Here is a 21,446-nt window from a genome sequence, read left to right on the forward strand (position 1 = left end):
CCGCCACCATCGTCAAGTCAACCGGCGAATCCAGCACCGGCCCGCAGACCCCGACAAGAACTGAGATCAACCAGCTTGGAGCTCATTCAGGCCGGACAGGACTTCCGCGAGGGCGGTGCGTTGCTCGTCTGTCAACGGGATGTCGTGGATCTGCGCGACGTAGTCCCGGGCCGCCGCTGTGTCGTCGACTCGGATTGCCAGTTCGGCTCGGTAGGCGAGGACGTTGATCAGGTCCTCGACTGTTGCTGTGGCTCGGTAGCGCTTGAGGGCTGAGTCGAGGATGCGGATCGCCTGCTCTTCGACGCCCTTGGAATCGCCCATCACCACCGCGCTCTTCAGGGAAGCGCCCAGTCTGCTCAGCGCCGCATCGTCCGGTTCGTCGGCCGCCGGCTTGGTCGCGAAGAACCTGATCCAGTTCCCGCCGGGATCGATGACCGAGAAGCCTGAGATGTTGTCGACGTTCTTGCGTTTGCGCGGTCGGGTCATCCGCGGGATGCCGGCGACCAGGATCTTCCCGTACGCCGCCCGCATCCCCTCCGCGAATGCCCGGAAGATCTCCCCGGTGTCCGGCACCATCACGACGCACGTCCCGTACGAGTTCGCAGGATCGAAGCCCGGCATCCCGAAGAAGTCCAGCCGCAGGTCCTCACGCTGCACGATGACGTACGGATTCGGCCGCAGCTGCTGGTAGGTCCGCCGGAATCCCAGCACCTCGTAGAACGCCACCACCTCGTCGATCGACGCACACGGCAACAACGGCACCGCCACCTCACCAGCCATCCCAACGCCTCCTTCACCCATGAACCGTCCACTGTACCGTACAGTGTACGACAGCGGGTCAGCCGGCGTAGGCCTGTTCGTAGAGTTGGCGGAGTTCGGGGGTGCTGAGACCGCTGGCGCCGCAGATGCTGACTTGGCCGTTCGCGGCGGAGACCAGGTAACTTTCGCCGACCTTGAAGTCGACCCCCAACAGGGTGAGAACGTCTTCCGGCATCGCTTGGACCTCGACGTTGTCGCCGGGGCCGCCGCGGTACCAGTGCGCGACCTTGAGGGAGATCAGGTCGCCGGTGACGGCAGTGACTTTGCCTTCGAAGGCGACCGGCAGTCGCTGGAGATCGGCCACCTCGAGTGCGCGGCACTTGCCGGCGGCCTCGCTGCCGACGGTCAGTTTGACGGTCGGGACCGGCGGAGTGGCGATGGGTGGCTCGTCGTTGCCGGCGGTGACGCCCCAGATGAGCCCACCGGCGGCGATCAGGAGGCCGGCGGCTACGGCGGGAATCAGGCGGCGATGGGCAGGGCGGGTCTGAGTGTCTGTGCTCATAGGGATCTCCAGGAGGCGGTCTAGGTCCGGTTGGGGAGCGCCCCGTCGTGACGCCGGGTCGGCGGCCTTCAACTGGGCCAGCAGTTCGTCGTCGTTCACAGTTCACTCCCTCTCATGACCCGTTCCTGTCCGGCCGTCGCGCCGTTCTTTCTCTCCAGCTGTACGGCGAGCTTTTTCTTTGCCCTGTGCAACCGAATACTCACCGCGTTCGGCGTCAGCCCGGTGGCCTCCGCGATCGCCTGGGGCGCAAGGCCCTCCCACGCCCAGAGCATGACCACCTCGCGATCGAGCTCCCCGAGCGTCCGCAACGCGTCGTACAACTCGACGTGCTCTGCAGGCTCCGACACCGCAGGCGTCCGCGCCAACCGATCGACCAGCCGCAGCCTGCGTCGTTCGGCACGACGAGCGTTGGCGAGACACCCCCGAGCTACGCCGTAGCACCACGGCAGCACGTCATCCAGGTGCGGTACGTCGTCGATCCGCCGCCAGAGCACGAGCATCGTCTCGGCCAGTACGTCGTCGACCGCGGCCGGGTCGGTTCGGCGTACCAGGTAGCGATGCAGCGGCTCGCCAACCGCCCGCACCAGGGCCTCGAAGCGTTGCTCACGCATGGAAGTCACACTCCCACCTGTCCGGCACGACCCCGATCCTTTCAGGAGCGGACCGCCCCCACTCACCAACCTCTGCAGCACGCAGGAGCCCACGCTCAGCCGCCGTCCGAAACCCGCCGTCGAGGGCACTTAGTGAGTGGCACAGGTCCGCCCGGCTAACCAGCCTCGACCGATAGCAGGAGCTGACGGAGGGTTCCTGCGACTTCGCCACGCTGAGGGGAGGTGAGCGGGGCGAGGAAGGTTTCGTCGGCGGCGAGGACCTTGGTGAGGGCTCGTTTGGCGAGGGCGCGGCCTCGGGGAGTCAGGTTGACGCGGACCGCGCGGCCGTCGGCGGGGTCGGGGACGCGACGGATGAGACCGGCCTGCTCGAGACGGTGGAGGCGCGAGGTCATGGCGCCAGTGGTGATCAGCGCCGACTCGGCGAGATCCGTCGGATTGGTTCCGGTGGGGTCGGCGCGGCGGCGGAGCGTGTTCAGGACGTCGAAGTCGGGGAAGGTCAGGCCGAGTGGCTGGAGTGCCTCGGTCAGGGCCTGCTGGAGGTGGTGGGCACACAGCAGGAGGCGGCCGGCCACCTCGAGTGGGCTGACATCGAGGTCGGGTTGCGTGCCGGCCCACGCGTCGATCATCCGGTCCACGGAATCTTTCTGCACCCTGCGCAGTTTAGCTTGGCATCAAGTCAACTAGCTTGGCATCAAGCTACCTACCCCGAGGAGAGTTCACATGGCGTTCAGCAGCTGGGCCTTCATCTACCTGGGTCTCGGCACGGAGGACCCGATCCGCGACCGCGCGGTGATCAGCGTCGGCGGCCTAACCACCACGATCGTGCCGGTCCCGGACCGGGCCTTGGCCGCCGAAGTCGCCAAGCAATTGGTCGCCGACGGCGCTCAGCTCATCGAGGTCTGCGGCGGCCTCGGCCCGGCCGTGGTGACCGAGGTTCTCGCCGCGACCGAGGGCAAGGTTCCGGTCGGCGGGACCAACTACGGCGTCGAGTCGATCCACGGCCTCGCCGCCCTCTTCCCGCAGTGACAGCTCAGCCGAGGGCCACTTCGTGGTTCTTGGCGGTCCGGCGGCGGCTGCGGAGCCAGTGGCCGAGGGTGATCAGGCCGAAGCCGACGGCGTAGATCGCGCTGGTGAACTCGAGGTACCCGAGGGTGCCGCCGAGGAGTTCGGTCTTGCCGTCGCGCGGGAAGGCCTCGGTGGACCCGTTGACCCACTCCATCACGAGGTTGATCGACTGGAAGGTGTAGATCTGCGCGAACGCGATGGCGAAGATCAGGTACGCCGCGAGGCGGTTGCGGACCAGCAGCCCGAGTGGCAGCGCGACGAGGATGGTGAGGATCGCAATCATGGTGACCTCCGTGGAGTAGTGGTGATGACATCGACGATCCCGGCCGAAGCCGGCCGGGCGCATCGAGGTCACCGCTGGACTCCGAGCCAGTGCTGTCACTGATCCCACCGAGCGGTCCGGGGCTGCACAATGACGGCATGAGCCGAGCACGGTGGTCTGCAACCGCGGCCACCTGCGTCTGCCTGGCCGCGGTGGCGGCGCTGGCTCTGGGCCGCAGCGCCGAACTCACGCCGGTATTCGTGCTGGACGCCGTACCGCTCGGGCTCGGCTGGTTGCTGGTCGTCCGTGCCCCCGGCTACGTGGTCGGACCGGTGCTGACGTGGCTGGCCGCGTCGCTCGCTGTGGTCCCGGCGGTCGAGGCGTGGAGCGGGCCAGGGGTTTGGCCGTGGCAACTCGTCGGGTTCCTGGCGCTGCTGCTGGTGTTCCCCGACGGGTTGTTACCCGGCCGGCGCTGGCGGGCGGTGGCGTTCGCCGTACCGGGGGCTGCGTTGCTCGTGAACGTGGCCTTCGTGCTGACGATGAACTACCACGACGACCCGCCGATGCACTCGCCCATCTCGGTACCGCGGGCGATCTGGTACCCGATGATGTTCGGTGCGCTGTTCGTGCTGCTCGTCGTCTCCGTACTGTGCGTGGCAGCCGTTGTCGTTCGCTACCGAACCGGTGACGATCGGGTCCGCGAGCAGCTGAAGTGGCTCATCCTCGCGGCTGTCCTGGTACTGACGCTGATGGTCGCCAGTTGGGTGGTCGCGGCCTTCGGTTGGCTCGGGCCCGAGGTGTACGGCGGTTTCCTGCTCGGCATCGTCATCCTGGTCCCGGCCGCGGTGACGATCGCCGTACTGCGGTATGACCTGTTCGAGATCGGCCGGCTGCTCAGCGATTCACTCGCCTGGGTGCTGACGACCGCGGTCGCGGCGGTCGCATTGGCCGGGATCGCCGGCAGCCTCGACTACCTGATCGACGACGACCGCGTCGGCCTGACCGGGTCGGTGTTCCTGGTGGCGCTCGGCGTACTGCCGTTGCACGGAGTCATCCACCGGGCCGTGGCGCGCGTGATCGATCGTGATCGAGCGGTCGTCCTCGATCGGATCCAACGCTTCGTCGAGCAGGTCCGAGACGGTTCGGCCGAGCCCGAGAACGTCCAGGACGTGCTGCGAACGGCCGTCGGCGATCCACAGTTGGTGCTGCTGCTGACCGATCTCGACGGCAGCGGGTACGTCGATCTCACCGGCGCCCCCGCCGAGCCGCCGACAGGCGAGCTGGTGACGTTGCGCAGCAGCGACACGGATCTCGGCGTACTCGTGTTGACTCCCGGATCCGCCCGCCGCGTCCGGCAAGGCAAGCTGGCCGCCTCGGCCGCCCGGCTGCCGATCGAAGTGAGCCGGTTACGGCTCGGGTTGCGCCGGGCGGTGCACGAGATCGACGAGAGTCGGCTCCGGCTGGTCACCGCGGCCGCTCAGGAACGTCGCCGACTCGAGCGTGACCTGCACGACGGCGCGCAGCAGCAACTGGTTGCCCTCGGCATGCAACTCCGGCTGGCCCAACGCCGGTTGCCGGACGGACATCCGGTCGGCGCCGAACTGGATCAGGCGGTCGAGCGCATCGAGAACACGGTCGCCGAACTGCGCCGGCTCGCCCACGGCGTCCGCCCCGCGAGCCTCCACGACGGACTGGGCGCTGCCCTGACCAGACTCGGCGCCGACGCGCCGCTCCCGGTCCGGTTCGAGATCGCGCTGGACGGCGACGACCCAGACGAGCTGGTCGCCAGTACGGCGTACTTCGTCGTCGCCGAGGCGATGGCCAATGTCCTGAAGCACGCGGATGCCACCGCGATCGAGGTCTCCGCACGTCAGGCCGAGGGCAAGCTGGAGATCCGGGTCAGCGACGACGGCCGCGGCGGTGCTTCCGGGCTCACCACCTTGCGCGACCGGGTCGGATCCATCGGAGGTCAGTTCACCGTGACGAGCGAACGCGGGACCGGTACGACGATCGTGGCGGTGCTGCCGTGCGGATCCTGATCGCCGAGGACTCGGTCCTGTTCCGGGAAGGCCTGATCCGGTTGCTCACCGAATCAGGCCACGAAGTGGTGGCGAGTATCGGGGACGCGGTCGCGCTTCCGGCGGCGATCGACGAACACACGCCTGACCTGGCGATCATCGACGTCCGGATGCCGCCGACGATGACCGATGACGGCGCCCGCGCGGCCCAGGAGATCCGCGGCCGACGGCCGCGGCAGCCGATCCTCGTCCTGTCCCAGCACATCGAGACCACGCATTCGGTCAAGCTCGTCTCGACCGGCGCCTTCGGTTATCTGCTGAAGGACCGGGTCCTGCGCGTCGACGACTTCCTCGACGCTCTCGACCGGGTCGCCGCCGGCGGATCAGCCCTCGACCCCGAGATCGTCGCCGCCCTGCTCACCACCCGTCGCCCGCTGCTCGCCGACCTGTCCGCGCGCGAGCAGGAAGTCCTCGCGTTGGTTGCCGAGGGCCACTCCAACAAATCCATCGCGGCCAAGCTCGTGGTCACCGACCGCACAGTCGAAACCCACATGCGATCGATCTTCCAGCGGCTTCAGCTGGCCGACACCGCCGACGCTCACCGCCGGGTCCTGGCTGTCCTCGCCTATCTGCGGGCCCAGGTCTGACGACCCTCATTCCGGTCTAGCATCCTCCGGGTGAACAGGCTGACAGCGACGTTCGGATGTCTGGTGACGGCGCTGGCTTTGGCCGGATGCGCGGCTGAGAAGCCCGTCGCCACTCCACCGACCCCAACTCCGTCGACGCCCTCGCCAACGCCGAGTGTGCCGACTACGCCGTCCGAGCCGCAGCGGCCGGCCGCGTGGACCGCGGCGCTTCCCGGGGCCGGTGAGTTCGAGAATGCGACCGTCCTCGGCGAGACAGTGGTCGTCCACGGCAGAAAGCTGGTTGCGGGGCTGAACCGCGCCGATGGGAAGGTGCTGTGGAAGGTCCCGGTGAGCGGTGAGGTCCGGGTCTCGGTGACCAAAGCGGTCGTGCTGATCGAGCAGGTCAGTCTGTTCCAGGGTGTCGATATCCGGTCCGGCAAAGTCAAGTACCGCAAGAAGCACGCCGCCGGCCGCCAGAACGCCGGGATCACTGCGGACTGGGTCGTCGTACCGGATTGTGCGGGCAGGACCTGCCGGGTGCGGGGTCTGCAGTTGCCGAGTTTCAAGGAGCGCTGGCACGCCGACTTCCCGATCGGAACCACGCCGAACGTCGATGCCCCGGGCTCGGACGTCACCGCCCACTACTACAGCCTTGGCGAGCCGAACCTCGTCCGGCCCGCACCGTACGTCGTCTTCGGCCGGGACACGGGGAAAGAACGACTGATGACTGCACTGGCCACTGCCACCGGCAGGCCGGGTAAGACCTTCGAGGCCTGGGACCAGTACCTGACGCTCACCACCGGACGGCTCGGGCTGATGTGGGACGAGCGGTTCTCGGGCGGCGCGATCCGAATCAGCGGGCATGACGTGCTGACCGGCCGCTACCTCTGGCAACAGCGCGGCTGGCGCTGGGACAACGGTGGGCAGGCAGGCTATCCGGCGTTGACGAGCCGACTGCTCGCCGTACCGACCAAGGAGAAGACAGTGGCGCTGATCGACCTGACGACCGGCAAGGTCCGCTGGACGAGCAGGGTGAAAGGCATCCCCGTCGGACTGACTGACCGGACGCTCCTGATCCAGGTCGGCGAGTTCTCGAACGAGATCGACTTGGTCGGGCTGGACACGGCGAACGGCAACCAGCGCTGGCAAATCGAGCTCCCACGGACCATGCTGGCCGGCCGGGATCAGGCAGTCGCGGTGGTCGGCGATCGGGTCGCCCACGAGATCGCCGGGCCGGCCGTCCGGGTGAACGACGTACGCACCGGAAATGCCCTGTGGTCGGCCGAAGGATCGGCCGACCTGCTGGGCCTCGGCCCCGACTGGCTGATTACTCAGTCCGCCGGGGCCGACGACCGCATTCAGTTCTTCAAGTGAGTCACTTGATCGTGTAGCCGAAGGTGTCGTGGCGGAGGGCGTCGCCGGAGACCTTCACGATCTTCAGGGTGTGCTGGGTGTTTCGCAGGCCGGTGGCGGTGAAGACCTGGCGAGCCGTGACGCGGGCGTCGCCGTGCAGGTTCACCCGGCGAACGACCTTGCCGTCGAGGTAGACGTCGGCCTCACCTTGGTCAGGCGCCAATGCGGTTGACCACTCGACCGAAGAACCAGTGAAGGTGAAGGAGGCCGAGGCGCCGTTCGCCGTGGTGGCGTGGACGTCGTCGCGGTAGTCGCCGCGGAAGCGGAAGTCGAGGGCTACGGTTCCGACCGGCTGCTTGGCGAGGTACTCCTTCTTGATGGTGACTGTGCGGCCGGTGACGGTGTAGTCGGTGCCCTTGACCAGACCGGCGATGGCGGCGAGCTCGCCCGGGTCACGGCTGATCTCGATGCTGACGTCGGCCGGCTGCGCCTTGTTGAACGTCGCCTTGTCCGGGTTGAGCAGGCTCTCCTGGCGAACGTTCAGCTTGTCGACCAGCATGAACTGGCCGCTCTTCTTCACCCCGCGGATCGTGTGGGCGCCGTTCGGCAGGTCGGAGATGCTGTAGACGACCTGCTGAGCACCACGGCCGTCGGCCTGGTAGGTGTTGACGGTCTGCTTGAGCTGGCCGTCGATGTAGATGTCCACCTCGCCCTGGGAGTTGTGCGTCTCGGTGACGTAGTCGACGCCGTTCCCGACGAAGCTGTACGAGAACGAGTCGCCGTTCTGCTCGGAATACTGGACGTCGTCCTGGTAGTCACCGAGACCACGGCCGGTACTGCGGCTCCACGAACCGGTGTAGACGATCTGCGAGTTGTCGTTGTTGATCTCGAGAGTCCGGGTACCGGCGTTGGCCGCGCCCGGGGCGCTCGCGCCGGCCGAGTCGGAGATCGTGACGTTCAGCGGCTCGGAGGTCGCCGGGACCTCGTAATTGCCGTTCCGCTTCCAGTCACCGTCGTACGAGACCCGCAGGTCGTCGTCGTTGACCTTGATCGTGGAGTTCGACTGCGGCGTCACCTTGAACAGCCGAGCACCATGAATCGGTACGTCGTTCGCCGTGAAACTGCCGTTGAACGTGCCAAGGTCCTTCTTGGCCCACAGGTCCCGAACCTTCGCGGAACCGGTCAGTCCGAGGTCGGCGAAGGTCGCGGTCATGTTCGCGTCGGTCTGGCCGAGGTTGAACAGGGCAACGGTGTAGCTGCTGTCGGCGTTGAGCGAGTACCAGACCTGGCGGTTCGACGTGGTGGACACCGGGTGCGCGGGCCGGCCGGCCTGGTTGACCGCGATGACCTCGCGGTTCGTCAGCAGGTCGAGACCGTACTGGTCGAGCCGCGTCATGTCGTTACCCGTGTACATCGGGGCGGCCGACACGGCCCACAACGTTGCCGCCGTACGGCGCTCGTCCTTGGTCATGCCGTCCATCTGGCCGTTGCCGACGTTCAGCGAATCGAGGTCGTTCCAGCCGCCGGGGCCGGCGTGCCGCCACCAGTCGGCGAGCTTCGGGAAGAGCCGGCTGATGTTTGGCCAGGCGGTCAACGCGACACCCTCGCAGTAGCACTCGACGTCCCAGTCGATCCGCCAGCCGTTGGCGTACTGCTTCCAGTAGTCGGCGTAGTTGATGTCGAGCGCCCACGACAGCTCGAGCCAGATCTTGTGCTTGGCCAGCGCGGTCGACCAGGCCTTCACGTCGTCGCGCGCGTCGAGCGTGAGGTTGCTGACGCCCGAACCCGGCGTGACGCTGTCGAACTTGACCAGGTCGATCCCCCAGGAGGCGAACAGATCCGCGATCGAGTCGATGTACTTCTGCCCACAGGGCTTGGAGAAGTCGATCTTGTAGCCGATGCCCCAGTAGTCGGCCTTCACCAGCGGCCGCACCGGCAGATCACCGGTCTTGCACTCCGGAGCGCCGTACACGGGCAGGTCCGCGTCGATCACCTGCTGGCCGATACCCGGGATCGCGTAGATCCCGATCTTCTGGCCGTTGCCGTGGATGTGGTCGATCAGCGCCTGGAAGCCGCTGGGGTAGTTCTTCGCGCTCGGGGTCGGCCGACCGTAGCCGTCGATCCCGTCGTTCCACGCTGCGTCGATGTTGATCCGATTGTACCCGTACGGCTGCAGCTTGGCGTGCATCGCGTCGGACTGCGCCGTGATCTGCTTCTCGTTGATCCAGGTACCGCCGTTCCCGGCGTACACCTGCATGCTGTAGCTGCTCCAGCCCATGTACGGCTTGTCCGCCTGCGCACCCGCCGGTCCACCAGGAGCCACGGAGACGTTGGACGGGAGGGGAGCCTGCGGTACGGCGCCCTGTTGCGAAGCGGCCTCGGGAACGGCGCCGGGGCCCGGGCGCGGCGCCGCGGACGACACCGCCGCCGAGCCGACGGGAAGGAGTGCGGCGATCACGAGCGTCGCGAGGACGCCTCGGAGTGCCTTGGATCTGGTCATCAGCGGCGACCTTCTGCCTGGCGGATCGGATAGGATATGGGAATCTTGATCGGGTTAAGTAAGTCCGTCAAGATCCGATAGGAAATCCGATGGCCTGACTTTCCTCAGGTCAGGTACGGCGTGACGTTCCGCAGTGCTCTGGTCACGTACTCGTCCTTCTCGCCGACCGGGGCGACGTAATGCATCGCAGCCTCGGCACCCTCGAGACTGTGCAGTCGCGCGATCGTCCACGTGGCGAGGTAGGTGGAGGCCAGGCAACCGCCGGCCGTGGCCAGGTTGCCGCGAGCAAAGAACGGCTGGTTGAGGACCTCGACACCGGCGGCGATCACCCAGGGCTTGGAGGTCAGGTCGGTGCAAGCGGGAACGTCTTCGAGCAGGCCGAGCTTGGCCAGCACGAGAGCACCGGAGCACTGCGCAGCCAGGAGATGGCGTTCGGGATCGAGTCCCTTGAGGACGGCCATGATCTCCGGGTTCTCGACCACCTCGCGCGTCTTGCTGCCACTGCCGACGATGACGGCATCCGCCGTACAGGCTTCTTCGAGGTCGATTGCGGCGTCGATGGTGACGCCGTTCATCGAGGTCACCCGGGGAGTCGGACTGGCGATCGATACGCGCGCTCCGGGGACGCGATTCAGGATGCCGAGGGCGATCAGGGAGTCGAGTTCGTTGTAGCCGTCGAAGGTCAGGATCGCGGTGTGCATGCTCGGACGGTACGCCGACTGATCCATGACGATCCAAGAATTGTCATGCATACAATGCGGTGATGCGGACACCGAAGTACAAGGGAGTCGTCGACGTACTGGCGGACGAGATCCGCACCGGGCGCCGACCCGCGGGGATGCGGCTGCCCACGCATCGGGAGCTGGCTGCGGCCGAGGGGATCGCGCTGGTGACCGCGTCGCGCGTGTACGCCGAACTCGGTGCGATGGGGTTGGTGAGCAGCGAGCAGGGGCGCGGCACGTTCGTCCGCGATCTCGCGATGGATATCGATCACTTCGACCAGCGAACCGTGGCTGTCGATGCGATCGATCTGAGCTTCAACTCGCCGTCCGTGCCGGGGCAGGCCGACCTGCTGCGGCAGGCGTTGCGGGACCTGGCCGCGGCCGGAGATCTCGAGTCCCTGCTGCGCTATCAGCCGCATCGAGGTCGACCGCAGGACCGGGAGGCGGTGGCGCGATACCTGCGGCAGCGCGGGCTGCAGGTCGGCCGGGAGCGGGTGCTGATGGTGAACGGCGCTCAGCACGGGCTGGCCGTTGCGGCGATGGCGATGTTCCAGCCGGGCGACGTGATCGCGGTCGATGCGATCACCTATCCGGGGTTCATCGTGCTGGCCCGCACGCTCGGTCTGGAGCTGGCTCCGCTCCCGGCTAGCGCTGATGGTGTCGATCTCGATGCGCTTGAGCAGTTGTGTCGGCGTCGACGCGTGCGGGGTCTCTATGCGATACCCACGGTGCACAATCCGCTCGGCTGGGTGATCGATCGATCAGCGCGCGATCGGTTGATCGCGATCGCCCAGCGGTACGAATTGGCGGTCGTGGAGGACGCGTCGTACGCGTATCTGGCCGAGGATGCGCCACCGCCGCTGGCGATGCTCGCGCCCGAACTGACGGTCTATGTGTCGGGGTTGTCGAAGAGCGTCGCGACCGGTCTGCGGATCGGGTACGTCGTCGCCCCCGAGGCGCTGGTCCCGGCGATCGAGCGCGTCATCATGGCCACGACCTGGCAGACGCCGGGCGTGACGGCGGCCATCGCCTGCCGCTGGCTCGAGGACGGGACGGTCGATCGGCTCGAGGTGCAGAAGCGTGCGGATGCGCGCGAACGGCAGGACATCACGCTGGCCGCGTTGGGCGAACTGCGGTCGATCGGGCACCCCTCGTCGTACGTGCGCTGGTTGCCGTTGCCGCCGGATACGCGGCCGGATCGCATCGTGGCTGCGCTGGCCGCGCGCCGGGTTGCGGTTTCCACGGCGGCTCCGTTTGCCACGACTGCCGCCGTACCGCACGCACTGCGGTTGGCGATCGGTTCGGTATCGCTCGCGGAGCTGAAGCACGCCGTACAGGCTGTTCGGGAGGAGGTCGAGCAAGACGGTCTGAGATGACCACCCATCCGAGTTCGGGGTGGCGCCGAAGTGCTGGGTGTGAGCGAGACCGTTCACACCCCTCACCTCAGGAGATCGTCATGTCTCGTACGACCGTTCGCGCCGGCCTCGCCGCGACTGCTCTGGCCCTTGTCCTGGCGACCGCCGCGTGTGGCAGTGACGACAAGAAGGCGGACGCTCCGGCCGCCTCCCAGCCGACCTCGGCGCCGACCAGCGCGCCCTCCAGCGAGCCGTCGATGGACAACGCGGCTGGCCTCGTCGGCCCGGGCTGCGCGGCCTACGCCAAGGCGAACCCGACCGGCGCCGGTTCGGTCGACGGGATGGCCGCCGTACCGGTCGCCACCGCAGCCTCCGGCAACCCGCTGCTGACCACCCTCGTGGCCGCCGTCTCCGGCAAGCTGAACCCGAAGGTCAACCTGGTCTCGACGCTCAACGGCGGCGAGTTCACCGTGTTCGCCCCGGTCGACGACGCGTTCAAGAAGATCGACGCGAAGACCATCAACACCCTCAAGGCCGACGCGCCGCTGCTCACCAAGATCCTGACCTATCACGTGGTGGCTGGTCAGCTCGACCCGACGGCGGTCGTCGGCAAGCACGCGACGGCGGAGAAGCAGGAGGTCACCGTCACCGGTTCGGGGCAGAACCTGAAGGTCAACAACGCCAACGTCATCTGCGGCGGCGTGAAGACGGCGAACGCGACCGTCTACCTGATCGACACCGTCCTGATGCCGCCGGCCGCCTGAGTACGCCACTATGAGGGTTGAGCAGAGGAACCACGCGTGACCGAATCGACCGCACTCCCCTGGCCGGGCAACGGACCCCGGCCGGGGGTCACCGATGCCGACTTGCTGGCGCGGACCGCCGGTGGCGACACCGCGGCGTTCAGCACGCTCTACGACCGGATCAGCCCTTGGGTTTACGGCCTTGTACGGCGGGTTCTGCGCAACCCGGCGCAGTCGGAGGAGGTGACCCAGGAGGTGATGATCGACATCTGGCGAACCGCCAGCCGCTTCGACGCCGACCGCGGCTCGGCGCACTCGTGGATCCTCACCATCGCCCATCGGCGGGCGGTCGACCGGGTTCGCTCCGAACAGGCGGCGAGCGATCGGACCGAGATGGTCGGTGCCCGGAACGCCGAGGTCGACTTCGACCAGGTCTCCGACACTGTGACCACCAGGCTCGAGGCTGAGCAGGTACGGCGCTGCCTCGGCACGCTGACCGAGCTGCAGCGAGAATCGATCACACTGGCCTATTACAACGGCTACACGTACCTGGAAGTGGCCCACCAACTCGACGCCAAACTGCCTACTGTGAAAGCACGGATGCGCGACGGCCTGATCAGGCTCCGCGACTGCCTCGGAACCAGCAAAGGGGGTACGCCATGACCGAACCAGACGATCACACGCTCACCGGGCCTTATGTCCTGGACGCGCTGCCTGCCGACGAGCGCACCCGCTTCGAGGCTCATCTGGCCGAGTGTCAGTTCTGCACCGCGGAAGTGGCCGAGCTCCGCGAGGCCGCGATCAAACTCGCCACCCAGGTGGAGGCGACACCGCCCTTGCACCTGAAGACGAATGTGCTGAGGGCGATCGAGAACGTCCGCCAATTGCCGCCGGTCGTTGCCGGTACGCCGGATGCCGTGGCAGCGCGTCGTTTCAGCCGCCGGTCGGTGTTCGCCTTGGCGGCGGCCGCCCTTGTGATCGCCGGGGTCGGTGGGGTTGCCGTGGATCAGTATCGCGACAAGAGGGCGGCGGTTGAGGCCAATGAGCAGATGGCGGCGGTTCTTGCGCAGCCGGATGCGAAGACCTCGCACGGCGCGATCATCGGCGGCGGGCAGGCGACGGTGGTGATGTCCGCGCGGGCCGATGCGGTGGTCGTCGTACTGCATGATCTGCGGAAGCCGCCCAGTGGCAAGGTCTGGCAACTGTGGCTGATGGACGCGTCCCAGAAGGCTCGTTCGATCGGTCTCACCTCGGGTGACCTGGCGACCGTTGTCCAAGGCAACGTCGTCGGCCAGACGACGTTCGGTCTAACCGAGGAGCCAACCGGCGGCTCCCCTGAGCCCACAACGACCCCGGTCGCCGCCGTCGAGATGACCTAGGCGCCTCGAGGTGCCAGGTTGAGATGACCTAGGGCGTTGCGAGGGTGAGGATTACCTCGTTGCGGCGGATGGTGAGGTGGCCGCCGGTGGTTTCGGCGTAGCGGCGGGCTATGTCTAGGCCCAGGCCGGAGGAACCGCGGTCGCTGCGGCCGCGCTCCCCCGCGCCCAGGGGGATGCCGGGTCCCTCGTCTGCGATGGTGATTTGTACGGCGTTGGTTGTCCGCAGCAACGTGATTCGGGCGGGCGTGCCGTCGGGGGTGTGGGCGACGACGTTCTCGACAAGGGCGTCCAGGGCGGCGGCCAGGTCTTCGGCGGCGGAGCGAACCATCGCGGGCGGGTCGGGCAGGTCGAGGGTGAGCTCACGACCTTGGTCCTCGAAGAGCGGTTCCCAGAAGGCTGCTCGGTCGCGCGTCACCTGGACGGCGTCGCAGTGCGGGACCCGACCCTCGCGTTGCGGTCGGCGAGCCGCGCTGATGATTGCGGTTAGGGTGCGTTCCAGGCTGGTGACCTGGGTGTTGAGCTCCTCAGCACGCTCGCGATCCGGGAGCGCCTCGACCTGGAGCCGTAGCGCGGTCAACGGCGTGCGCAGCCGATGGGACAGGTCGGCCACCGACTCGCGTTCGACCGCGATGACCTCGTCGATGCGGTCGGCAAGGCGGTTCAGGGCCGCACCGACCTTCGCCACCTCGACCGGTCCGGTGACCGGGGCGCGGGCTTCGAGATCGCCGCCGGCCAGGCGCTCCGCCGTACCGGCTGTCTCTTCCAGCGGGCGGGCCAGGCGGCGGGAGACGAGCTCGGCGCCGGCGATGCTGAGGAGCAGGACGAGTAGGCCGGCTCCGGCCACGACGAGGATGCGGGGCGTCAGGCCGTCGTACAGCTCGTCGCCGGTGAGGTACAGGCAAACCGAGGCTGGGCCCTGAGGTGTGCCGACGTCGATCTCGACGGCGAGGCCGCCGTTCACATCGCGGTAGTCGGGGTCGCCGATCTCCGGCGGGCCTTTGTGGTCGTCGTTGTAGTCGGTCGGCGTGGGTTTCGGCGCGGAGACACCGCCGGGCGGGGCCTGGCCGAGCGTCGTACCGTCGGCGAGGCGCACCGAGAGCGTGCCGGGCCCGTCCTTCATGCCTTGGAGGTACGCCGCTATGTCGTCCTTGGTGTGGTCTTTGTCGCCGACGTAGTACGCCACCGACTCGGCGCGGTACCGGGCATTCTCCTTGGACTCGTCGGCCGTCGCGCTGCGAAGGAGAATGATCAGCGGTACGGCGAACCCGATCACGACCAGCATCGTCAGGCCGACCGAGAGCAGGAGGATCCGGCGCCTCATCAGCTCTCCAGAACCGCGAGCTTGATGCCAACCCCACGGACGCTGTGCAGCAGACGCGGCGCGGCGGCTGTCTCACCCAGCTTGCGCCTGAGCCACGACAGGTGCACGTCGACCGTCCGGTCGCCGCCACCCCACGGCAAACCCCAGACCTCCGCGAGCAACTCCCGCTTGCTGACCACGGCTCCCGGCCTGCGGGACAGGGCGAGCAGGAGGTCGAACTCCTTGCGGGTCAGGTCGACCGGATTGCCGTCGAGCGTCACCTCGCGACTCCGCGGATCGATCTTCAGCGGCCCGACATCCACCGTCACGTCCTGCTGGTCGGTGCCGAGACGACGCAGTACGGCGCGAATCCGGGCATCGATCTGAGCGGAGCTGTACGGCTTGATCACATAGTCGTCAGCCCCGGCGTCCAGCAGCTTCACCACACTCGCGTCATCATCCCGCGCAGTCGCCACAATCACCGGCACATCACTCACCGCACGAACCATCGCCAGCACGTCCCGCCCATCCAGATCCGGCAACCCCAGATCCAGCAGAACCACCTCCGGCCGATCCCGCGCCACCCCCGCAATCCCCTCCGCGCCCCCACCAACAGCCGTCACCACATGCCCAACCGCCGTCAGAGCCTTCGAGAGCGACGTACGAATCGCGTCGTCATCCTCTACCAACAACACCCGAGCCATACCGCTGAGCGTATCCACCCCACCCCCGCCGATCCCGCCACCGCCCCCACCCCACGACATTTGAACGGATATCCGCCGAACTAGCCCCTTCTCCCCTCAAGTTTTGAGGGGAGAACCGTCAAGTCGAACGGACATCCCCTCAAATGCCCACCAGCCCGAGAGCGCAGAAGCGGACCGCCAGAGCCGGGGCGGCGCCGGACGCGGAACGACGGGGCGGAACGTCGGTGGCGGGGGCGGAACGTCGGTGGCGGGGCGGGCGCTGACGCGGAACGGCGAGGGCGGGGCAGGCGGGCGTGAGCGTCGGTGGTAGTCGCGAGCACGACAGCGGCGGTGGGCGCGAGACCGTACGGCATGGGTACGGCGGGAGTCGGACCCGCACGCCTTGCATCGGGTTGGAGCGGACCTGTGCCACTCACTAACCCCGTTCGCGGGGTCGGCTCAGGCGTGGCGAGCGCCACTGAGGGCAGTTGGTGAGTGCCGGCGGTCCGCCCCACCACCTCACCCCGATCCACCACCCCCACCCCAATCTCGATGGGCAACCCCCCAGATGGAGGGATGACCGCTCGGATCGGGGGTTGCCCGCTGAGGTGGGGGACGAGAGGGATGGGGTGGGGTGGGGGTTAGGCGGGTGGGGGTTTTAGGCCGGTGGTGCGGAGTTCGAGGGTGGCTAGTTGGCGGATGACTGTGGTGTCGCCTTCTCGCCAGGCGGCTACGGGGTCCGCGGAGATGCGGGCGAGTTTGTGCATGGGCTGGTTGGCCATGGCGCGGAGGGCGAAGAGGTCCAGGTCGGCGGCGTTGTCGATGAAGCGTTGGGCGGCGGTGGCGCGGCGGATGAAGCGGAGGCGGCGTGGGAGCCAGATGAGGACGGCGAAGAGGATAGGGAGGGTGATGGTGACGGCGGCCAGGACGTAGGCGAGTTGTTCGACCGCATGCGCCTGGTCGCGGCCGGCTTGGGCGAGGCGGGCGGCGGCTGCGGCGGCGCCGTCGATGGGTGAGCGGAGTTCGTCGCCGACGGCGGGGACCTTGCCGATGGGTTCGGACAGGCGGCGGAGGTCGCCGGCCAGGCCGTCGCCGGCTTCGGCGGTTTTGCGGCCTGGGGCGCCGAGGGCGTTGGTGATGCGGAAGACCAGCAGGCCGACCTTCACGCACACGTAGATCCATCCGACCAGCAGCAGGTCGCCGAAGAGCTGCCAGAACCGCTGCCGACCGACCTGCGAGTAGAGCTTCACTGCATCCTCCTACCGCTAGTTGGTGGGGCGCGCAAATGTCGTTGGCGGCCTCTTCGGATCCCATCGACCGCTTGCCCATGCCGACAGGAACGGTTCGGCGAAGGAACGGATATCAGTCCAATACCCGTCTGATCGAGTCAGCATCGGCCGCTCCTCGATGTCCAGTCGGTCCAGGAGGTCATCGAGCAGTCGATACGTACGATGCGCCTCGACCGCCAGCACGCGCTGCGAGGCGGTCTCGGCCTTCGTCTCCAGCTGAACCAAGAGCGAGGTGACCTCGAGTAAGGCTGCCCAAGAAGGTCGGACCGCGGCAATCTCGCCCACGAACTCCGCGAGCGCATCCGGCCGCATCAGCGAGTAGAAGTACCGGTTTCCGATCCGCCCCCTCCGCAACACGCCGGCCTTCTCGAGCGACTCACACTCCGCCACCACGTTGCTCTTCGCATAGCCCAGCTCAGCGGTGATGAGCGCCGTACTCGCTCGCGACGATCCAGAGAGAAAGAAGCGCAAGACCTCCGTCCTGGCACCGACGCCGAACGTGGCGCGCAGCCGAAGCCATGCGCGAGACGGCTGCTTCATCGAGGCAAGCGTTGACCGGCCGGTGATCTGGTAGGCGAAAGGCTGACTTGAACCTGGCCAGTGAGCGCCGGAATGCTCGTTGACAGTGGCCGCGAATCGGCCCCAAGCGACGAGCGATCGATCGCTACGCTCCTTCAGCAGATTCTTCAGTCTGACCTTGGACACATACCGCCAGAAGTGAATGCACCAATCCAGTGCCTCGTCGCGCAGTCGTGGTTCGGCATCACCCAGCTCTGCAGTACGCAGGATCAAGGGCTCCGGATCGACCACCCAGTCCCGGTGTGTCTTGTCCCAACCCGAGACCCCCAGCTCGACCCACGCTCCCCACAGGAGGGCGATCTCGAGCTCTTCGAACGTGCTGTGCCGTTTCCTAGAGGTCGGCATCGTCGACGGTCACCCCCAACATCTCGAGGATCTTCGCCAACTCACCCCGGAAACCGTCGGAGCCATCCTGGGTTCGAGTCCAACGCGCCGCCCCGAGCAACTCTTCCGCGCTCGGCGTCAGCGCCTGCAGGTCGTCAAGATGCTTGCTGTTCCGATAGCCCGAGTGATCGACGGCGGCATACAACTTGAAGCAGATCATGTCGAAACGACCCGCTACGTGGACCTCCAAAGCGCCGTACCGTAGCACCTGCACACGAGCACCAAGCCAAGTGTTTCGAGAGCTTCTTCCAAGCCTTGCCGAGCGAACATCATCCGATGTTATCTGCTCGTATTGACCAAGTAAACTGGTCGATACGAGCAGATAAGTCGATTCACACAGCTTGTCCGGGTCGATCTAGAGGCTGGAGCGTAGATCCCACAGCAACGGGTAGTAGCGAAGGTCGAGCCGGCTGCGCAGGTAGTTGGCACCGGACGACCCGCCGGTACCTGGCTTGGTACCGATCATGCGCTCGACCATGACGACGTGGCGGGCGCGCCAGGCGGCGGCGAGCTCGTCGTGCTGGAGGAGTGCCTCGGCGAGCTCCCAGACAGCGCCGTAGTGGGCGCGGTCGCCGGCGACCTTGCGGAGCGCGTCGCTGATCGAATCGTCGGAGTCGGTCTCGAAACCAGCCTTCCCCAGTACGGCGAGGAAGGCGTTCCACAGGCTCGGTTCTTCGAGCCGGCGCTCGAGGCGGGCGGTTTCGGCCTCGGTCAGCCCGCGGAACCGCCGTACGAAGGAGGGGTCCTTCGCGGCGGACAGGAACTCGATCTCGCGGAACTGCACCGACTGGAACCCGCTGGCCGGTGACAACCGGTGCCGGAACTCGCCGAAGTCCTGCGGGGTCATCGTCTCGAGGATGTCGACCTGCTGGGTGAGGGTGCGCTCGATGGTGTGCACGCGGCGCAGCAGGTGCTGGGCCAGCCACAGCTCGTCGTTCAGCATCGCGTCCCGGGAGGCGGTCAGCTCGTGCAGCACCTGCTTGAACCACAGTTCGTAGACCTGGTGGATCGTGATGAACAGCAACTCGTCGTGCGCGGGCGGATTCGACTCCAGCCGCTGCTGGTCGAGCAGTTGCGGTAACCGCAGGTAGCTGCCGTACGTCAGCCGGCCACCTTCTTCACCGAAGTTGACCTCGACCCCGCCCCAACGCCCCGTAACCACCTCTTCTGCCATGTGGCTGAGGCTATCTCAGGCGGTTCGTGACCGGTCAGGCATTGGCTCGTTGGACCTGAGGTACGCCGAAACAAGGAGTTGCATGTCAGCCACGGTCAGAACCCCGCTGGTCCCAGGTCCGGTTCAGGGACCGACGCGGGAAGAGCCGTTGGTCGAGGCGTTGCTGCTGGACGACTACCGGTCGCTGGCCCGCCTGGCCTACCTGATCCTGCCGCCGTCGATCAGCCGCTCCCGGCGGATCGCGACCGCGCACCGGGTCGTCCAGTACGCCGTACCTCCGGGGCTGCCGGTGCCGGACCGGGAGCCCCGTGAGTTCCTGCGCCGCCGGGTCGTCCAGGAGGCGACCCGGCAGGCGGCTCGGCGGCCGGTGCTCGAGCGGCTGGGCAGTGTCTTCGCCCCTGCGGACCCGGCGAACTTCGACCCGTGCGCGATCGACCTCGACCGGACCGCGATCGTACGGCGGTGCCGGCGCGGCCGCCGGGTCGCGCTGGCCGGCACCGGGGTGCTCACCGCCTGCGTGCTGGCCGCGTTGCTGCTGATGTCTTGACGTCGCGTTAGCTGCCACCTACTTTCGGTTCACCGCCTCCCCCTACCGCCCCAGGGAGTTTCGTGATGTTCGGTGGAATCGTTTCCAGTCTCAGCTTGCTCATCACTCCACTCGGTGCCCCAGCGCCCGCGCCCGCGACCCCGGAGGTCCCCTTGGCGCCGCAAGCCACGATCTGCAACAAGTACTGCGACGCCCGCGACCCTGCGCTGTCCCCCGGCGACCGCTCGCCGGTTTCGACGACGCTGTTCGGCCGGACCTTCCGGTTGCACTTCGACGACACCGACGCGATGGGTTGGGGGACGATCGAAGGCGGCAGCCCCGGTGACGAGGTCTGGCTGGACCGCTCGATGGACGGCGGCCGCAGCTGGAGCGACGGCAGCAAGCTCGGCGCGACGGCGATCCCCAGCGGCCAGACCGGCTGGCGGACGCTGATGTACAACGTCGACGACTGGGCCAACCAGGGCGTCGGCGCACTGCGCGTCTGCGGCAAGGCCGGCGACCGCCCCGACATCACCTGCTCCCCCTGGGCTCGTACGACGTGGAACGCCTGGGACCGCCGTACGGCGGCTGCGACTGCGCTGATGCAGGACTACAACCGGTCGACCGGACTGTGGCGGACCACCGGCTGGTGGAACTCGGCCAACGCACTGAACGCGGTCATCGACAACATTCGCGTGAGTGGCATGAACAGCTACAAGTACGCGATCGGCCGCACCTACGACCTCAACCTGAACGCCGCGCAAGGGCAGTTCCGCAACGACTACATCGACGACACCGGCTGGTGGGGTCTGACCTGGATCGCGGCGTACGACCTGACGGGGGAAGCCCGCTATCTGCAGACGGCTCGGGCCGACGCCGACCACATGGCGGCGTACTGGGACAACGTCTGTGGTGGCGGGGTCTGGTGGAGTCAGGCGAAGACCTACAAGAACGCGATCACCAACGCGCTCTACATCCAGCTCAGCGCGGCTTTACACAACCGGATCGCCGGGGACACGACGTATCTGCAGCGGGCGCAGAGTGGATGGACGTGGTTCCAGCAGACCGGGATGATCAACAGTTCGAACCTGGTCAACGATGGAATCAACCTGTCTACATGCAAGAACAACGGGGACACCACCTGGACCTACAACCAGGGGGTTCCGATCGCGGCACTGGTCGAGTTGTCGAAGGCAACTAACAACTCTTCATACTTGACGACTGCGCGTCAGCTTGCCAATGCGTCGACGACCGCTTCCGGGTTGCACACGTCCGACGGCATTCTGCGGGAGCCGTGTGAGGGTGGCGATTGCGGTGGGGACGGGCCGTCGTTCAAGGGGATCTATGCGCGGTCTTTGACTATTTTGAATACCGCGTTGTCCGATCACCCCTACTCGACGTACTTGCGTCGGCAGGCGGATCGCGCGTTCGCCGCGGATCGGACACCGATGGATCAGTACGGACTGCGCTGGTACGGGCCGGTCGACAAGGTGGATGGGGCTCGGCAGCAGTCGGCGGTCGACCTGCTCAATGCGCCCGTCTGACAACATTCGCCC

23 protein-coding genes are annotated in these 21,446 nt (G+C 67.2%); 10 read left to right on the forward strand and 13 right to left on the reverse strand.

The features are described 5' to 3' along the window. Positions 1-66: 66 nt before the first annotated feature. The 4 genes from ACFTSF_RS20305 to ACFTSF_RS20320 all read right to left on the reverse strand — a co-directional run bounded on the left by ACFTSF_RS20305 (position 67) and on the right by ACFTSF_RS20320 (position 2,582). Positions 67-780 carry a VOC family protein gene (locus tag ACFTSF_RS20305; protein ID WP_380155195.1) on the reverse strand — a complete coding sequence of 238 codons (714 nt, stop codon included), beginning with the start codon at positions 778-780 and terminating at the stop codon, positions 67-69. A gap of 58 nt (positions 781-838) precedes the next feature. Next, positions 839-1,321 carry a hypothetical protein gene (locus ACFTSF_RS20310; RefSeq protein ID WP_380155196.1) on the reverse strand — a complete coding sequence of 161 codons (483 nt, stop codon included), beginning with the start codon at positions 1,319-1,321 and terminating at the stop codon, positions 839-841. 95 nt (positions 1,322-1,416) lie between these two features. Further along, entirely contained in the window at positions 1,417-1,932 is a 516-nt protein-coding gene (locus ACFTSF_RS20315; RefSeq protein ID WP_380155197.1) for an RNA polymerase sigma factor, read from the reverse strand. 155 nt (positions 1,933-2,087) lie between these two features. Further along, complete coding sequence (locus ACFTSF_RS20320; RefSeq protein WP_380155198.1) at positions 2,088-2,582, reverse strand: MarR family winged helix-turn-helix transcriptional regulator; 495 nt, start codon at positions 2,580-2,582, stop codon at positions 2,088-2,090. A 70-nt stretch (positions 2,583-2,652) separates the two neighbouring features. Here ACFTSF_RS20320 and ACFTSF_RS20325 point away from each other — a divergent pair, with 70 nt between their 5' ends. Then, positions 2,653-2,958 (forward strand): DUF6506 family protein, encoded by a 306-nt coding sequence (locus tag ACFTSF_RS20325; RefSeq protein ID WP_380155199.1) that lies wholly within the window; start codon positions 2,653-2,655, stop codon positions 2,956-2,958. A gap of 4 nt (positions 2,959-2,962) precedes the next feature. Here ACFTSF_RS20325 and ACFTSF_RS20330 read toward each other — a convergent pair whose 3' ends face one another. After that, a complete protein-coding gene (locus ACFTSF_RS20330) occupies positions 2,963-3,280 on the reverse strand; it encodes a hypothetical protein (RefSeq protein ID WP_380155200.1) in 318 nt (105 codons plus the stop codon). Between the two features lie 137 nt (positions 3,281-3,417). Here ACFTSF_RS20330 and ACFTSF_RS20335 point away from each other — a divergent pair, with 137 nt between their 5' ends. Genes ACFTSF_RS20335 through ACFTSF_RS20345 form a run of 3 tightly spaced genes read left to right on the forward strand, consistent with a single transcriptional unit; the run spans position 3,418 to position 7,277 of the window. Continuing rightward, entirely contained in the window at positions 3,418-5,298 is a 1,881-nt protein-coding gene (locus ACFTSF_RS20335) for a histidine kinase (RefSeq protein ID WP_380155201.1), read from the forward strand. Then, positions 5,286-5,924, forward strand: a complete 639-nt coding sequence (locus ACFTSF_RS20340; protein WP_380155202.1) for a response regulator transcription factor — start codon at positions 5,286-5,288, stop codon at positions 5,922-5,924. Before ACFTSF_RS20335 ends, ACFTSF_RS20340 begins: the two co-directional genes overlap by 13 nt. A 30-nt stretch (positions 5,925-5,954) precedes the next feature. After that, on the forward strand, positions 5,955-7,277 hold the full coding sequence (locus ACFTSF_RS20345) for a PQQ-binding-like beta-propeller repeat protein (protein ID WP_380155203.1): 1,323 nt from the start codon (positions 5,955-5,957) through the stop codon (positions 7,275-7,277). Position 7,278: 1 nt separating this feature from the next. Here ACFTSF_RS20345 and ACFTSF_RS20350 read toward each other — a convergent pair whose 3' ends face one another. Next, entirely contained in the window at positions 7,279-9,756 is a 2,478-nt protein-coding gene (locus ACFTSF_RS20350; RefSeq protein ID WP_380155204.1) for a X2-like carbohydrate binding domain-containing protein, read from the reverse strand. A gap of 104 nt (positions 9,757-9,860) precedes the next feature. After that, the gene (locus tag ACFTSF_RS20355; RefSeq protein WP_380155205.1) at positions 9,861-10,457 is read right to left on the reverse strand and encodes a DJ-1/PfpI family protein; all 597 of its coding nucleotides are present in this window, start codon (positions 10,455-10,457) and stop codon (positions 9,861-9,863) included. 62 nt (positions 10,458-10,519) lie between these two features. Between ACFTSF_RS20355 and ACFTSF_RS20360 the strand changes: the two genes are divergently transcribed. The 4 genes from ACFTSF_RS20360 to ACFTSF_RS20375 all read left to right on the forward strand — a co-directional run bounded on the left by ACFTSF_RS20360 (position 10,520) and on the right by ACFTSF_RS20375 (position 13,955). Beyond that, the gene (locus ACFTSF_RS20360; protein ID WP_380155206.1) at positions 10,520-11,854 is read left to right on the forward strand and encodes a PLP-dependent aminotransferase family protein; all 1,335 of its coding nucleotides are present in this window, start codon (positions 10,520-10,522) and stop codon (positions 11,852-11,854) included. 80 nt (positions 11,855-11,934) lie between these two features. Then, positions 11,935-12,597 carry a fasciclin domain-containing protein gene (locus ACFTSF_RS20365; RefSeq protein WP_344157789.1) on the forward strand — a complete coding sequence of 221 codons (663 nt, stop codon included), beginning with the start codon at positions 11,935-11,937 and terminating at the stop codon, positions 12,595-12,597. A 36-nt stretch (positions 12,598-12,633) separates the two neighbouring features. Then, positions 12,634-13,239 carry a sigma-70 family RNA polymerase sigma factor gene (locus tag ACFTSF_RS20370; RefSeq protein WP_380155207.1) on the forward strand — a complete coding sequence of 202 codons (606 nt, stop codon included), beginning with the start codon at positions 12,634-12,636 and terminating at the stop codon, positions 13,237-13,239. Continuing rightward, complete coding sequence (locus tag ACFTSF_RS20375) at positions 13,236-13,955, forward strand: anti-sigma factor domain-containing protein (RefSeq protein WP_380155208.1); 720 nt, start codon at positions 13,236-13,238, stop codon at positions 13,953-13,955. The genes ACFTSF_RS20370 and ACFTSF_RS20375 overlap by 4 nt, the downstream gene beginning before the upstream one ends. A gap of 28 nt (positions 13,956-13,983) precedes the next feature. Here ACFTSF_RS20375 and ACFTSF_RS20380 read toward each other — a convergent pair whose 3' ends face one another. From ACFTSF_RS20380 to ACFTSF_RS20405, 6 genes are all read right to left on the reverse strand, one after another. Next, on the reverse strand, positions 13,984-15,276 hold the full coding sequence (locus ACFTSF_RS20380) for a sensor histidine kinase (RefSeq protein WP_380155209.1): 1,293 nt from the start codon (positions 15,274-15,276) through the stop codon (positions 13,984-13,986). After that, a complete protein-coding gene (locus ACFTSF_RS20385; protein ID WP_380155210.1) occupies positions 15,276-15,959 on the reverse strand; it encodes a response regulator transcription factor in 684 nt (227 codons plus the stop codon). The genes ACFTSF_RS20380 and ACFTSF_RS20385 overlap by 1 nt, the downstream gene beginning before the upstream one ends. 620 nt (positions 15,960-16,579) lie before the next feature. Beyond that, on the reverse strand, positions 16,580-17,188 hold the full coding sequence (locus tag ACFTSF_RS20390) for a hypothetical protein (protein ID WP_380155211.1): 609 nt from the start codon (positions 17,186-17,188) through the stop codon (positions 16,580-16,582). Positions 17,189-17,203: 15 nt separating this feature from the next. After that, a complete protein-coding gene (locus ACFTSF_RS20395) occupies positions 17,204-18,037 on the reverse strand; it encodes a hypothetical protein (protein ID WP_380155212.1) in 834 nt (277 codons plus the stop codon). Between the two features lie 100 nt (positions 18,038-18,137). Then, positions 18,138-18,404, reverse strand: coding sequence for a hypothetical protein (locus ACFTSF_RS20400; protein ID WP_380155213.1), 267 nt, complete (start codon positions 18,402-18,404; stop codon positions 18,138-18,140). A 141-nt stretch (positions 18,405-18,545) separates the two neighbouring features. Beyond that, positions 18,546-19,364 (reverse strand): tryptophan 2,3-dioxygenase family protein, encoded by an 819-nt coding sequence (locus ACFTSF_RS20405; RefSeq protein ID WP_344157770.1) that lies wholly within the window; start codon positions 19,362-19,364, stop codon positions 18,546-18,548. A gap of 82 nt (positions 19,365-19,446) precedes the next feature. On the opposite strand from ACFTSF_RS20405, the gene ACFTSF_RS20410 reads away from it, so the two are divergent. Then, positions 19,447-19,911, forward strand: coding sequence for a hypothetical protein (locus tag ACFTSF_RS20410; RefSeq protein ID WP_380155214.1), 465 nt, complete (start codon positions 19,447-19,449; stop codon positions 19,909-19,911). A gap of 65 nt (positions 19,912-19,976) precedes the next feature. Beyond that, positions 19,977-21,434, forward strand: a complete 1,458-nt coding sequence (locus ACFTSF_RS20415) for a glycoside hydrolase family 76 protein (protein ID WP_380155215.1) — start codon at positions 19,977-19,979, stop codon at positions 21,432-21,434. The last annotated feature ends 12 nt before the right edge of the window (positions 21,435-21,446 follow it).

Source organism: Kribbella sp. NPDC056951 (assembly GCF_042674205.1).
GTDB lineage: Bacteria > Actinomycetota > Actinomycetes > Propionibacteriales > Kribbellaceae > Kribbella > Kribbella yunnanensis.

Bases quoted from the DNA above. Each gene is read 5' to 3' on its own strand.
- ACFTSF_RS20305 (WP_380155195.1), bottom strand. From the start codon at position 780: ATGGCTGGTGAGGTGGCGGTGCCGTTGTTGCCGTGTGCGTCGATCGAC.
- ACFTSF_RS20310 (WP_380155196.1), bottom strand. From the start codon at position 1,321: ATGAGCACAGACACTCAGACCCGCCCTGCCCATCGCCGCCTGATTCCC.
- ACFTSF_RS20315 (WP_380155197.1), bottom strand. From the start codon at position 1,932: ATGCGTGAGCAACGCTTCGAGGCCCTGGTGCGGGCGGTTGGCGAGCCG.
- ACFTSF_RS20325 (WP_380155199.1), top strand. From the start codon at position 2,653: ATGGCGTTCAGCAGCTGGGCCTTCATCTACCTGGGTCTCGGCACGGAG.
- ACFTSF_RS20330 (WP_380155200.1), bottom strand. From the start codon at position 3,280: ATGATTGCGATCCTCACCATCCTCGTCGCGCTGCCACTCGGGCTGCTG.
- ACFTSF_RS20335 (WP_380155201.1), top strand. From the start codon at position 3,418: ATGAGCCGAGCACGGTGGTCTGCAACCGCGGCCACCTGCGTCTGCCTG.
- ACFTSF_RS20350 (WP_380155204.1), bottom strand. From the start codon at position 9,756: ATGACCAGATCCAAGGCACTCCGAGGCGTCCTCGCGACGCTCGTGATC.
- ACFTSF_RS20355 (WP_380155205.1), bottom strand. From the start codon at position 10,457: ATGCACACCGCGATCCTGACCTTCGACGGCTACAACGAACTCGACTCC.
- ACFTSF_RS20360 (WP_380155206.1), top strand. From the start codon at position 10,520: ATGCGGACACCGAAGTACAAGGGAGTCGTCGACGTACTGGCGGACGAG.
- ACFTSF_RS20365 (WP_344157789.1), top strand. From the start codon at position 11,935: ATGTCTCGTACGACCGTTCGCGCCGGCCTCGCCGCGACTGCTCTGGCC.
- ACFTSF_RS20375 (WP_380155208.1), top strand. From the start codon at position 13,236: ATGACCGAACCAGACGATCACACGCTCACCGGGCCTTATGTCCTGGAC.
- ACFTSF_RS20380 (WP_380155209.1), bottom strand. From the start codon at position 15,276: ATGAGGCGCCGGATCCTCCTGCTCTCGGTCGGCCTGACGATGCTGGTC.
- ACFTSF_RS20385 (WP_380155210.1), bottom strand. From the start codon at position 15,959: ATGGCTCGGGTGTTGTTGGTAGAGGATGACGACGCGATTCGTACGTCG.
- ACFTSF_RS20405 (WP_344157770.1), bottom strand. From the start codon at position 19,364: ATGGCAGAAGAGGTGGTTACGGGGCGTTGGGGCGGGGTCGAGGTCAAC.
- ACFTSF_RS20410 (WP_380155214.1), top strand. From the start codon at position 19,447: ATGTCAGCCACGGTCAGAACCCCGCTGGTCCCAGGTCCGGTTCAGGGA.
- ACFTSF_RS20415 (WP_380155215.1), top strand. From the start codon at position 19,977: ATGTTCGGTGGAATCGTTTCCAGTCTCAGCTTGCTCATCACTCCACTC.